Annotated in this window: 11 protein-coding genes; 7 read left to right on the top strand and 4 right to left on the bottom strand. The window is 41.5% G+C overall.

The features are described from left to right. The first annotated feature begins 100 nt into the window (after positions 1–100). From ACSAZL_RS12070 to ACSAZL_RS12060, 3 genes are all read left to right on the top strand, one after another. Positions 101–442 carry a ribbon-helix-helix domain-containing protein gene (locus tag ACSAZL_RS12070; protein ID WP_440944894.1) on the top strand — a complete coding sequence of 114 codons (342 nt, stop codon included), beginning with the start codon at positions 101–103 and terminating at the stop codon, positions 440–442. Positions 443–660: 218 nt separating this feature from the next. Then, positions 661–1,248: a hypothetical protein gene (locus ACSAZL_RS12065; RefSeq protein ID WP_440944893.1), complete on the top strand. Its 588-nt coding sequence runs from the start codon at positions 661–663 to the stop codon at positions 1,246–1,248. A 1,445-nt stretch (positions 1,249–2,693) separates the two neighbouring features. Next, a complete protein-coding gene (locus tag ACSAZL_RS12060; RefSeq protein ID WP_440944892.1) occupies positions 2,694–3,389 on the top strand; it encodes a 4Fe-4S binding protein in 696 nt (231 codons plus the stop codon). Between the two features lie 363 nt (positions 3,390–3,752). On the opposite strand, the gene ACSAZL_RS12055 is transcribed toward ACSAZL_RS12060, so the two are convergent. Then, a complete protein-coding gene (locus ACSAZL_RS12055; protein WP_440944891.1) occupies positions 3,753–4,037 on the bottom strand; it encodes a ferritin family protein in 285 nt (94 codons plus the stop codon). A 152-nt stretch (positions 4,038–4,189) separates the two neighbouring features. Further along, on the bottom strand, positions 4,190–5,455 hold the full coding sequence (locus ACSAZL_RS12050; RefSeq protein WP_440944890.1) for an acyltransferase family protein: 1,266 nt from the start codon (positions 5,453–5,455) through the stop codon (positions 4,190–4,192). Between the two features lie 917 nt (positions 5,456–6,372). Here ACSAZL_RS12050 and ACSAZL_RS12045 point away from each other — a divergent pair. The 3 genes from ACSAZL_RS12045 (at position 6,373) to ACSAZL_RS12035 (ending at position 9,840) form a co-directional block, all read left to right on the top strand. Beyond that, on the top strand, positions 6,373–7,569 hold the full coding sequence (locus ACSAZL_RS12045) for a peptidase U32 family protein (protein ID WP_440948845.1): 1,197 nt from the start codon (positions 6,373–6,375) through the stop codon (positions 7,567–7,569). Positions 7,570–8,039: 470 nt separating this feature from the next. Next, entirely contained in the window at positions 8,040–9,005 is a 966-nt protein-coding gene (mch, locus tag ACSAZL_RS12040; protein ID WP_440944889.1) for a methenyltetrahydromethanopterin cyclohydrolase, read from the top strand. Positions 9,006–9,372: 367 nt separating this feature from the next. Then, positions 9,373–9,840 carry a DUF2124 family protein gene (locus ACSAZL_RS12035; RefSeq protein WP_440944888.1) on the top strand — a complete coding sequence of 156 codons (468 nt, stop codon included), beginning with the start codon at positions 9,373–9,375 and terminating at the stop codon, positions 9,838–9,840. Between the two features lie 122 nt (positions 9,841–9,962). Here ACSAZL_RS12035 and ACSAZL_RS12030 read toward each other — a convergent pair whose 3' ends face one another. After that, positions 9,963–10,271 (bottom strand): hypothetical protein, encoded by a 309-nt coding sequence (locus ACSAZL_RS12030; protein ID WP_440944887.1) that lies wholly within the window; start codon positions 10,269–10,271, stop codon positions 9,963–9,965. A gap of 179 nt (positions 10,272–10,450) precedes the next feature. Here ACSAZL_RS12030 and ACSAZL_RS12025 point away from each other — a divergent pair, with 179 nt between their 5' ends. Continuing rightward, positions 10,451–11,608, top strand: a complete 1,158-nt coding sequence (locus ACSAZL_RS12025; RefSeq protein WP_440944886.1) for an LL-diaminopimelate aminotransferase — start codon at positions 10,451–10,453, stop codon at positions 11,606–11,608. 240 nt (positions 11,609–11,848) lie between these two features. Here the strand turns inward: ACSAZL_RS12025 and ACSAZL_RS12020 are convergent, their stop codons facing one another. Further along, the gene (locus ACSAZL_RS12020) at positions 11,849–12,133 is read right to left on the bottom strand and encodes a MoaD/ThiS family protein (protein ID WP_440944885.1); all 285 of its coding nucleotides are present in this window, start codon (positions 12,131–12,133) and stop codon (positions 11,849–11,851) included. Positions 12,134–12,157: the final 24 nt, after the last annotated feature.

Here is a 12,157-nt window from a genome sequence, read left to right as displayed (position 1 = left end):
TATTCTCATAAATAACTTTTTATTGGTTCTTTTTTCATACAATTGTTTATATTATAATCAGTGATATGATTTAGTGATGAAAGAACGGTTCACTATCTCAATGGATAATGATCTTGCATCATGGCTTGATGGATTGTGTGATGAAAAAATATTCAGCAGTAGAAGTCACGGTATTGAATTTTGCGTCAGGCAAATCAAAAAAATGGATATCGAAAAGGTTGTGCTTTTACACTGGGGTAAAGAAGAAGTAGAGCCGGTTTTTTTATCTAAAAAAAATGTTCAAGTCCTTTCCAGGATATCTGAAAAATTGAATCTCAGTCTTGAAGACACTCTCGGTGTACTTTTATATAAAGAACTGGGAAATTTGAGTAAAAATATTGCGGAATCGGGAAAAGAGAAAGGAACTAAAGAGGAGAAACTTAGAAAAGTTTTTTTTGAATAAAGTCTGATCGCTTCAATAAAATTGAGGGCCACACCTGCGAGCCCTGTTAAAGAAGCATAGTTTTTCTCTACCTGAATACCTGCAAGTTTGAGAATGATGCCCTTTTTAGTTCTCAATAACGAAACTTATCCCACGCTCAAGTTTTTGATTACTTTCAGCACGCTTGATTATTTCTTATATCTTTAGAGGTAATTTAATTCCCGGATGGGAGTTTAATAATGTTTATAAAAATACATTGTCCGGTTTGTGGTAGTGAGATGTACCATGACGTCAGGTTATCTGCCCTGGAACATCTGCATTTCGAGGGAGAGAGGCAGGCTTGCAGGTATGTGGTTGAAAATATCGAGGTACAGGATTCTCTAACTGAAGAAGAGCTTGTCAGAAGTATCCTGCAGAGCCTGCAAAAAGTTATCCATGATGGAATTGAGGTAGAAACCCTGATTCGGATTCTGGAGGAAAATTACGGAGTTACAGGGAGCTGCTGCATGGGGCTTATTGAGAAGATCCAGCTTGAGCTTGGTATGTATTGTCCGGATAGAAAAAGGCTCTATTTCGCTGATCCGGGAGAACCGGGGTGTTACACGAAAAAGAATACTTTTTATTTTTTTGACTCTTTTCCCGGTTTCTCCCAGCTCCGAATCCATAATTCATCTTATCACCATGGTTTTATTGCTGGTATATTTGACAGGCTTGACATTTCAGAATTGATTGACAGCTTTTCATCAGGATTAGTGATTGAAATTGATGGAAATAAGATCGGGAAGGTCTCGAATCCGGATAAGGAAAACATTAAAGTCCTGGACTGATGGGAAAAACATGAGAAATACTACGCATAAAAAATTGTGCGGAAAGTGACTGCAATTTTTCTTCAGAATTCCGGCAGGTCTTCTACCTCAATTATCTTTACACCAAAAATATTGTTAGTAATGATTCTTTGCACCGGGTCCTGGATTTGTTTTTCAATTTGCCATTTTTAACCAGGACCGGGCTTCGTTATAAGTTTGCCATTTTTATCCAAGCCCTCGATTCGTTTTTAGGTATGCCATTTTTCACAGGGCTAAGGATTCGTTGTAAGTTTGCCATTTTTATCCAAGCCCTCGATTCGTTTTTAGGTATGCCATTTTTCACAGGGCTACGGATTCGTTTTTAGGTATGCCATTTTTTATAATCCCCACTTTAGAGTTTAACAGTAATTGAATTTCTTTTTATAGGACTCGCGCAGTCAAGTCGAGGATGGCAACACAGAATCCTGGCTTTTGAATCCTATTTGTTTTTTAGTGCGTAAGTCCTATATGGTAAATTTTTTGGAGGTTCACCAATGGTTGGGTATAAACAAGTTTTTTGACCTTTTAGTGGTCTGGTTCTTTGCACAGAAGACTCTAAGCTTTTCCATGATCTTATTTCATCAAGGGGTAAACATACCCTTGCCGAAAAAAATCATGTTAATCTGCTTCTGGTATTTTTTTCTTTACTGTTTCTTCCACCTCCGGGATCTTCTTCTCCTATTACAGGTTTATAGGGATGTCTTTTATTTATTTAATAGGAATACGGTAACCTATTACCTACTTAAAACTATAAATAATTTTCTATTAATGAGAAAAAGCATTCTACAAAAAATTTCGATGTGGGTTATCACTTTCCTGTGTTTTGAACGAAAAACAAGTGAATATGTATCCTGAGTTTTCCATAATATTTATTAAAACTACTCGTCGGATCCGGAAAAAAGGTATCCTTTGTCCTGAACATAAAGATTTTTCATCTGATGGGAAAGGGACGCACGTTAAATGTAGAAACTTCCAAACTTTCTCATAAATTTTATATACTATGAAAGTGTAGAAGTATTTGACAAGTGTGCATAGCTTGACAACGATGAGAACATGAGGGACGGATTGAATTCGATCCAGTCCCTCCAACAATCCCAAAATTTAACATGAGAATCTTCCCTCTCAATTCCGGTTCTTTCTCTAACTTTTTTAACTTACTCCCGGAGCTGGTAACAATAAGTACCGCAAACCGGTAAATTCGGGTTATAGCTGTTTTATAACCCTCGGTTAAAAATGCCCGTTCGTGGAAAGTATTACATATTATAAAAGTTATCAGAAAACAACGGGTATCTAACCTGGAAACACAGAGTATGAAAAAGCGGAATTTCAGGTTGAGCTGCCTTAAAATTGAGATAAAAACTTTACGTTCTCAATCTCCCTTGTCCATAATCACTTTTTCTAAAGACCTGTAAAAAAGGAGATAAAAGATGGTAGAGACCAGCATTACGGAAGCTTTGAAGAATATGGCCTTTAGATCGGGCGCTGATTTTGTCGGCATAATCGATCCCTCCTGCTTTGAAAGTCCTGAGTACACAGGAAATAAGCCTCAGGATGTGATGACAAATCTCCGGTCCGTGATAATTCTGGGTGTTTCCATACCATGTGGGGCTTTTGATACGCTACCCAAAGGCAGAGCCGAGTATACAAATACGCTTATGGCAGGTACAGCCACATTGAGAGTAATTGCCTTTCAGATAGCCAAATTTGTTGAAAAGAAGGGATATAAGGCAACGATTGCTCCGAGTGAGGGGAGCGAATTCGGCTATTGGTATGCCAGCCGTGAAACCCTTAAAGCGGATTTCTCATTCAAATATGCTGCATATCATGCAGGCCTGGGAAACTTCGGCATGAACCATCTTCTCATCACAAAAGATTTCGGACCTAAAGTCCGTATGACTGCCATCCTGACAGACGCCCCATTGGATGGAGAAAAAAATACTAAACTGCCCTTTATCAATGATGCGTGCAGCACCTGCATGAAGTGCATCAAAGTGTGCCCTGCCGGTGCCCTTACCGCAGAAGGTGTTATTCACAGGGAGAAGTGCGCTGAGTACATGTTCAATGTTCTCGGTGGACTTCGGTGTGGACTCTGTATAAAAGTGTGTCCTCTGAACCGGTTTTAACCAGTTCTAAAATCCGTTTTGGTTTGGAATAAGGCGGAATAGAAAAAGAATAGAAATCAAGAGTTCAGGTTCTTTCCCAATCTCCGGATATTTTATTATCTGGAAGTCCGTTTTTCCGTTTTTCCGTTTTTCCGTTTTTCCGTTTTTCCAAGTTTTTATAAAACTTGTTATTTCTTAAATATTTTTATATTACTTAAAATTTTCTAATAAAGTGGAAACTCGAGTTTCTTTGAAAGTATTGTCCGAACAGAAAAAGGCTTCATGTTGACGTCCCTAAAGGTCGGTGTAAAAAAAGTCAGATTGATAAAATGGTGAATATTGAGTTTTCCATAAGCGTTCAGGAAAGCCCAAAACTAACTTAATTTATTTGGATAATTCTTCTTCTACTTCTTCGGCTCCGGCTTCCAGCTCCTCCTTTTGCTGAGGGTCAAACCTGAGGAGGAGTGTCTGAAACTCTCCTATGTGGGTTTTTTCTTCCTTTGCAATGTCCAGAAGAATCTTTTTTATATCCTCATTTTTGGCCAGATTTGCCATCTGTTCATAGAGATTTATGGCATCAAGCTCGGCAATAATTCCGGCCCTGAGGATTTCCTTATCTATATCTTCTTCTGTTATGTTCTTGAGGTCTATCGGTATTGTGGATAACAAATTGTTCACCTTTGTTATTATATCATACTTATACAATTATAAATGTTTTTATTACACAAGAGAAATGCTTTCTTCTTATGACTTCTGTTATCCTCTTATTCCCTGTCCTTACTCATTTCATTTTCCATCGTTTTTCATCTTATTTCTTATTTTCATTTACTAAAACCTGTAATAAATCTTGTAAAAAATCGTGTAAAAAGCGCATTTTTTTTCGGGAATTTCTTATGTGAGATATTGCTCTTTAAGTTCAGTTCCATTGTCTGGATCTGGTACGAAATGAAAAATAACAGGGGAATGGCTATAACCGTCATAATAACATCGCGTAAAATTGGGGAACCTATAAAGTTTGTTCCCGAGTTCCACAGGGTAAAAAACGGTCTGTGGAACAGGTAAACACAGTATGAAGATGTAGCGATGTAAGTAAAGACCGAGCTCAAAGAGTGTGAGAATTTATCGTTGATAAACTTCATCGCAAAAGAGTACTCAAATACACAGAATAATATTGCAAAAATATTTAGAAGCAGCGTGTCGGTGAGGAACTGTAAGAAAGGCGGTCTAGTGCTCAGTAAACCTGCCATACTGTCCAGCAAGGATCTTATCATGGAAGAGTCTATTGTGCCGCTACCGGTGTCAATGGTTACGGAAACCCTTGGGTCCAGAAACAGAGACTCCCTCAATCCTACAACGATTGTCAGGACGAAGATCACCGGGAGAACTGCCAGCAGGACCTGGGCAAGGGGGGTTTTCACGGGTAAATTTACGGTTTTTCCAAACTGGCTTTCCTTGCAGGTAAGGACTCCAAAAACGAATATAAGGAAAAACATGAAAAAACGGTGGTCAATAATATTGAAAGTTTTTGAGATTAAAAATAATCCGATATATACGATAAGTGAAGAAAACAAAAGGCGGCTGGTAGTCTTTGAGAACATAATCAGAAGCGGATAAATGGCATAGTAACTGATAATCAAACCCACAAAATATAGCGTTAGCATCGGAGAAGCATAAGTCGGAGCAAGCAGGATTTGCAGCCCAAGGGCATGTACCAATACATTAAAAAAACCAAATACATTCTCCGAATTAGGATAAACAAAGCCAGAATTTAACCGCGGGGCAAATATCGAAAATACCAGTACAAATGTGGCGAGTGCAGCCCAGTAAAGGGGATAGATTCTCAGAAGCCTTTTTTTATAAAAATCAAAAACATTTTTCAGTGAGTTTATCGAATGGTTATTGTAATACAGCAGGTATCCGCTCATAAATATAAAAAGACCCAGCCCCATATTTGCAAAATAAGGATCAAAAGCATAGAGTGCTAACTTCCCATAAATAGAAAACAAATAGCTGCTCAGGTGAGCTGGAATAATCATAATTATAGCCAAGGCTCTTAAGAAGTCAAAGGCAATTATTTTTTTATTCATTCATATCGTACCCTACATGTGTTTTTTAAACAGACCCAGAAGTTTATTAAAAACTTATTATAAAATCTAATTAAGCTCATTCCAAACTGGTTAGTGACGTTTTTTAATAGACCCAGAAGACTATTTTATGAATTAATTTAGCTAATTTTAGCCGGTTGACGGTTTCAAACTTTCTTTTAGCATAAAAACAGAACTTAAATATATAGCAATTACGAAACGTTACTTTATTTCCAAAAGTTTACGCATGTTACTATTCTTTTCTGTAATCTCTTAACTTGTAATATCTACCGTTTTAAACCTGTTAATATTTTTAATGAACTGGATCCCTTAAAAGCGATTAGATAATTTAAAAATAATTTCTTCCTTAACGTCAGAGGTTCAAAAATATGAATAAAAATATGAATAAAAAATGTGAATAAAAAAATTAAAAAATAGAACACCGTATTGATTGAATTTTGATCCGTGTTCTCACTCTTTTAATTTGCTCCTTCTTTTAATTTGCTCCTATTAGTTTTCCGTTTGTTCTTCTCCCATTTCCCTTCTGAATTCCACGTAATCTCTTTCTACTTCTTCAAGTTTTAAGTCTTTAAGTTCGATATCTTCGAGTTCGTATCCCATTTCATATACCCCCATATTTGAGACTTCAGAAGTCTCTATTTGTTTGTCTGCGAGCTGAATTCTTTCATTTGGAATTCAACTTCGTTATTATTTTGAAGAACACGGCGTTTTTACATAAACCTTTCCGTTGACCTATTCCGCTTATCGCCAAATCTGACGAGTTTACGTTTTTTTACTGAAATATGATTAATTTACTCTTTTACTGAATCTAATAAGTCCGCGTTTTTTACTATTTTTTGCGGGCCTGCTGAAAGCAGCAAGGATATTCTTAAATGAAAGTTGGAGCATTTCCCTCTCTCATGCATAAAAGTTCGGAACCGGAACTCATCCTCGGGGTCAGAAACCTTGCAGGACTTGAGGCATGTTCCAGGTATGCCGATGCCGTCTATTTTTCAACGGACAGGCTCAGCCTGAGGGCAAAGGCAAAAGAGATTTCCCTTGAAACTCTGGAGGATTTTGTCTCGGAGGTCAGGGCAAAGGGGCTGAAAGCTTATCTGGCCGTAAACTCAACCGTGAATGAGGCCAGGCTTGATGAAGTCGGAGCTGTAGTAGCTGCAGCTGTAAAAACCGGAGTAGACGCAGTTATCGCCTGGGACCCGGCTGTCATTCTCAGGGCACGTAAAGCCGGGCTCAGGGTCCATATATCCACTCAGGCAAATGTTACGAACCACGAAACAGCTGAGTTTTACAGGAGCCTTGGGGCTGAAAGGATCGTTCTTTCAAGGGAGCTTTCCCTGGAGGAAATCCGGCAAATCAGACAGCATACCGAGGTAGAAATCGAAGCTTTTGTCCACGGGGCGATGTGCATGGCAGTTTCAGGAAGGTGCCACCTTTCGGTATATGTCCTGGGAAAATCCGGAAACTGCGGGGAATGCACCCAGCCCTGCCGCTGGGAATGGGAACTTCACGGGGAGAACGGGCTTGTTACGGAAAGCAGGGGGAAATATCTCCTCAGTGCAAAAGATTTATGTATGATTGGGCATGTGCCGGAACTTATTGAAGCCGGAATAGATGCGTTTAAGATAGAGGGCAGGCTGCGCGACCCGGGGTATCTGGAAGTGGTTTCTCGCTGCTACAGGGAAGCAATTGATGCGTGCAAAGCAGGAAGCTACACTCCTGAAAAAGTAGAGGCATGGAGAGCTGAACTGGCTTCGGTGTATAACAGGGGCTTTTCTACCGGGTTTTACTTCGGAGTTCCGGGTCTCGAAGGCTTTTCTCCCGAAAAAGGTATAAACGCCTCGGAAAAGAAGCGCAGGGCTGCAGGAATTGTAGAGAATTATTATCCCAGACAGCAGGCTGCAGCAATAAGACTCCTTGAAGAAGGGCTTGCAATAGGAGATGAGATCCTGATCGAGGGCAGTACCACCTATCTGAAACAGCTGGTTCGCTCGCTTATGAAAGAAGACATGAGCCTGCAAAGTGCTAAAAAAGGGGACGAAGTCGGGCTTGCCGTCGACGGGGTGGTCAGAAAAAACGACCGAATCTTTATAATCTGATCAATTGTATTATCTGAGTAAATTAGTATTATTCAATTAAAATATTATAACAGTATCTATATATTGGATTCTTCCTTATACGGATTACAGCTTACGAAAACGACTGATAAGAGTTGGCTCAGTTACTCATATAGGGGTCAGTCTTTCAATATAGCTCAGTTGTTCAGGAACTTAGTTATTCAGTATAGCTATTTATTCAAAAACTTGGCTATTCAGTGTAACTCGTTTATTCGGTGTAGGCTCAATATCCAGTATAATGCTCATCTGGCAGGACCAACTTCCAGCCTGGCAAATTGCCTCGATTGGTAGCCCGCCATCTGATCAATAAACGGTTTCCGGCCAGGTCATTACCTGTGCCAGAGCTGGTCTGTAGACAACTTCGATAAACAACCTCGATAAACAACCTCGATAAACAACTTCGATAAACAACTTCGATAAACAATTCTCTGACCGATAAGTTAGGTGATATTTTGATAAGCGTCAACGAAATGGGATCATACGTCATCGAAGAGATGCTCGACTGGAGTGAAGACCTGAAAACGGAAGTAACCAAGCTTGACAGCGGGGCCACAATCATTGACTGCGGAGTTAAAGCCGAAGGCGGATACGAAGCCGGAATGTACCTTGCAAGACTCTGCCTTGGTGACCTTGCTGACCTTAAATACAGCACCTTTGACCTCAACGGTATCAAATGGCCTGCCATCCAGGTGGCAACCGACAACCCGGTAATTGCCTGCATGGCTTCCCAGTACGCAGGCTGGAGGATCTCTGTAGGAAATTACTTCGGAATGGGGTCCGGCCCTGCCCGTGCCCTCGGTCTGAAACCAAAAGAGCTCTACGCAGAAATCGGGTACGAGGATGATTTCGAAGTTGCGGTCCTCGTAATGGAGTCCGACAGGCTTCCTGATGAGAAAGTGGTCGAGTACATTGCAAAACACTGCAGCGTGGAGCCGGAAAACGTCATGATCGCCGTTGCCCCTACCTCTTCCATTGCAGGTTCTGTCCAGATCTCAGCCCGTGTCGTGGAAACCGGGATCCACAAGTTCGAATCCATCGGTTTTGATATCAACTGCATCAAGAGCGGGTACGGAATTGCCCCCATAGCCCCGATTGTCGGAAACGATGTCCAGTGCATGGGTTCGACCAATGATTGTGTGATCTACTGCGGCGAGACCAACTATACGGTCCGGTTCGAAGGCGAGCTGGCCGAACTTGAAGACTTTGTAAAGAAAGTCCCCTCAACCACTTCCAGCGATTTCGGAAAGCCATTCTACCAGACCTTCAAAGCCGCAAACTTTGACTTCTTTAAAGTTGACGCAGGCATGTTCGCTCCTGCCAGGGTCACCGTAAACGACCTCAAGAGCACAAAGACTATCTCAAGCGGCGGGCTCTATCCCGAAATCCTGCTTGAGTCCTTCGGAATCAGGAACGTTTAAAGGGCATTTGCTCTTTTTACTTTTCTTTTTTCTCTGCTTTTTTCTATTTCTTTCCGTTTTTTTCTCCGTTTTTTCCTCTCTTTTCTATTTTTTGCTTTTCCCTATTTTTCTTTTTTTGCTTTTCCCTATTTTTCTGCTTTTTCTGCTCTTTTCCCTATTTTTCTGCTCTTTCTCCTGTCTTTTCTCCTGTTTTTGTCCCATCTTAAGATGCTTGCGGTTCTTAACTCAACTTATTTAAAGGAATGTCCCCAATCTTATTGTAGAAATCGATAAAACCGCAAGAAAGTGCTCAAAAAGCAGGCTTTTATGAAAGATCGATAAGAAAAAGAGCCAGAAGAAAAAAGAGAAGAGTTAGGAGAAGATTTTCATGCCGATAATAAATACCTCTCAGGGAGTAGGAGGCATCCTGAATAGTTTCAAGGGTCTCATGGAAGGAGTAGAAAAGATTACATTTGTTGGAACTCCGGGGTTCTGCACCCCCTTTGCCGAACTTCTGGGTTTTGTGGTAAGAGACAAAAAACTTGCATTCATACCCAATCTGGACTTTGAAAAAGCCAGGTCAATCTCCATGACCTCCGAGGGAATGCAGCTTGGCGAACCCATAGACGCCCATGCTGAAGCTGTTGTCCTGCTCGGCGGGCTTGCGATGCCAAAGATCGGCGTCAGCCCTGAGAAAGCTAAAGACATTGCAGGAAAGGTCCTGGAAGGTTCGGCTAAAATAAAAATTATCGGAGTCTGTTTCCAGTCAATGTTTATGCAGCAGAAATGGGATGAGGTCATCAGCTTCGACTATATCATTAATGCCGACCTGGCTGTTGAAGTGCTTCAAACCTGAAACTTAAAGCTACAGGATGCAGGAAAAGCAATAATCATACTGCTTAAAGCAGGAAAGTAAACTGCTCTAAACAGTTTGTCAACAAATTCTTTTTTCATTCTTTTTTACCAAAGTTGGCCATATTAATCAAACTCTGTTCTACTTTCGTCATCAGGTGCTAAGAGATAAACTGCTCCTCCAATCAAAAGGGCAGGAGATGACATGAACCGTAAAAACATGCTTAAAAAATTTATCAACATTTTTAGATTTCCAGCGGATTCAGCCCACCCCCCGGTAGCTGGCCAAAGGGAAATCATAGCATCGGTTGTGTTTGCAAGAGAAGGGTCAAGATAATAATAAACGTTAAGCGGAACTCCAAATGTCAATTCAATTATTAAAATAAATAATTCCGATGCAATGAAACTCAAAATAGCAAGTTTAGTTCTATACACATAAAAAATATTTACATCATAAGGTATAAAAGTTTCCAGTGTTTAGGTCTTTACAAGGAAAAATAGTACTGTGAGTTCATTTTTAAGACTTCTCTTCCCATCCCATACCTTTTAATAGCCCCACTGCCGTAATTATGCAGAATTACATACTGTAAATTCATATGCAGGTGACTTTTCCAATGTATTCTGACCGCATAAACGCATTACCACCATATCTTTTTGCAGCGATTGATGAAGCGAAGGACGAAATGATTGCAAAGGGAGTGGACGTGATCGACCTTGGAGTGGGAGACCCTGACCTTCCGACCCACCCGCACATTGTGGAGGCCATGCGCGAGGCTGTTTGCGACCCCAGGACGCACCAGTATCCTTCTTATGCCGGCATGCCGGAATTTCGGAAGGCTGCGGCTGAATGGTGTAAAAAATATAAGGGACTCGAACTTGACCCTGCAACCGAAGTCCTTTCCCTGATCGGGTCAAAGGAAGCTGTTGCTCATATCCCGCTCGCCTTTGTCAACCCCGGAGATGTCGTGCTCTATACCGAGCCCGGGTATCCGGTTTACAAAATAGGTACTCTTTTTGCAGGGGGAGAACCGTATCCTCTGCCGCTGAAGGCTGAAAACAACTTCCTGCCTGACCTGGACTCGATTCCGGCAGATATCCTGAAAAGGGCGAAGCTCTTCTTTTTCAACTACCCCAACAACCCGACCTCAGCAACCGCGGACATGAAGTTCTTTGAAAAGGTTGTTGAGTTCTGCAAGAAAAACGACATCATGGCAGTGCACGACAATGCCTACTGCCAGATGGTTTACGACGGGTACGAGGCTCCTTCTTTCCTTTCCGCAAAAGGGGCAATGGACATAGGGATGGAGCTTTACTCCCACTCAAAGACCTACAACATGACCGGCTGGAGACTCGGGTTTGCCGTAGGAAACAAAGCCCTCATAAAGGGGTTAGGAAAGGTTAAGTCCAACGTGGATTCCGGCGTCTTTGATGCAATCCAGATCGCAGGCATTGCAGCCCTTTCCTCTTCCCAGGTCTGCGTTGACGATACCAACAAAATCTACGAAGAAAGGCGCAACGCCCTGATCGAGGGGCTCACAGCCATGGGTCTTGAAGTAAAACCGCCGAAAGCAACCTTCTATATCTGGGCCCCTGTCCCGAAAGGCTTTACCTCAATAGGATTTGCAAAACTCCTGCTCGAAGAAGCCGGAATTGTCGCAACCCCCGGAGTCGGCTTCGGAGATGCTGGCGAAGGCTACATCAGGTTTGCCCTCACAAAGCCGGTCGAGAGGATCAAAGAAGCTGTAGAAAGGATGAAGAAACTGCAGTTCTAAGCTATCCGGAAAATTCCTGTAACCGGATTCAAAGTAACTCAAAACAGTCAAAACAGGCGGCATGTTTGGAAAAGCCGCCAAAAATCTCTTTTTAGATCCGAATTTCTATCGGAGTTTCTGTCAGAGTTTCTGATTATACTGTTTCTTTATACTGTTTCTTTATACTGTTTCTTTATACTGTTTCTTTATACTGTTTCTTTATACTGTTTCTTATCTCTTTTTTTCTTTCCCTATCCTTTTTCATCCCCCTGCAACCGGAGGTACCAGGACCAGTACGTCCCCTGCTTTTAATTCGGTCTCGAGCCCTTCGAGAAAGTCGGCGTTCCTCCCGTTGACCAGGAACCTTACTTTCGGAATCCCGCCTGCGGTTGTGCCTGTTGTGGCTTCTTTGAACTCTGTTCCGTAGCTGGCTTGAAGGGTTTGCAGGGCAGTTCCAACGGTGTAGCCGGGACGGATTTCCAGTTCGATTTCGGATTTGTCGGTAATTTCACGGATAGTTGCAAGGAACTTTACAAGGATTTTCAAGCCTATCTCTCCGGAAAAAAGAAT

This window comes from Methanosarcina mangrovi, from assembly GCF_052057765.1.
Lineage (GTDB): Archaea > Halobacteriota > Methanosarcinia > Methanosarcinales > Methanosarcinaceae > Methanosarcina.
The sequence above is the reverse complement of the archived record's forward strand: the minus strand, read 5'-3'. Positions and strand labels throughout refer to the sequence as shown.

Bases quoted from the DNA above. Each gene is read 5' to 3' on its own strand.
- ACSAZL_RS12070 (WP_440944894.1), top strand. From the start codon at position 101: ATGGATAATGATCTTGCATCATGGCTTGATGGATTGTGTGATGAAAAA.
- ACSAZL_RS12065 (WP_440944893.1), top strand. From the start codon at position 661: ATGTTTATAAAAATACATTGTCCGGTTTGTGGTAGTGAGATGTACCAT.
- ACSAZL_RS12060 (WP_440944892.1), top strand. From the start codon at position 2,694: ATGGTAGAGACCAGCATTACGGAAGCTTTGAAGAATATGGCCTTTAGA.
- ACSAZL_RS12050 (WP_440944890.1), bottom strand. From the start codon at position 5,455: ATGAATAAAAAAATAATTGCCTTTGACTTCTTAAGAGCCTTGGCTATA.
- ACSAZL_RS12045 (WP_440948845.1), top strand. From the start codon at position 6,373: ATGCATAAAAGTTCGGAACCGGAACTCATCCTCGGGGTCAGAAACCTT.
- ACSAZL_RS12035 (WP_440944888.1), top strand. From the start codon at position 9,373: ATGCCGATAATAAATACCTCTCAGGGAGTAGGAGGCATCCTGAATAGT.
- ACSAZL_RS12025 (WP_440944886.1), top strand. From the start codon at position 10,451: ATGTATTCTGACCGCATAAACGCATTACCACCATATCTTTTTGCAGCG.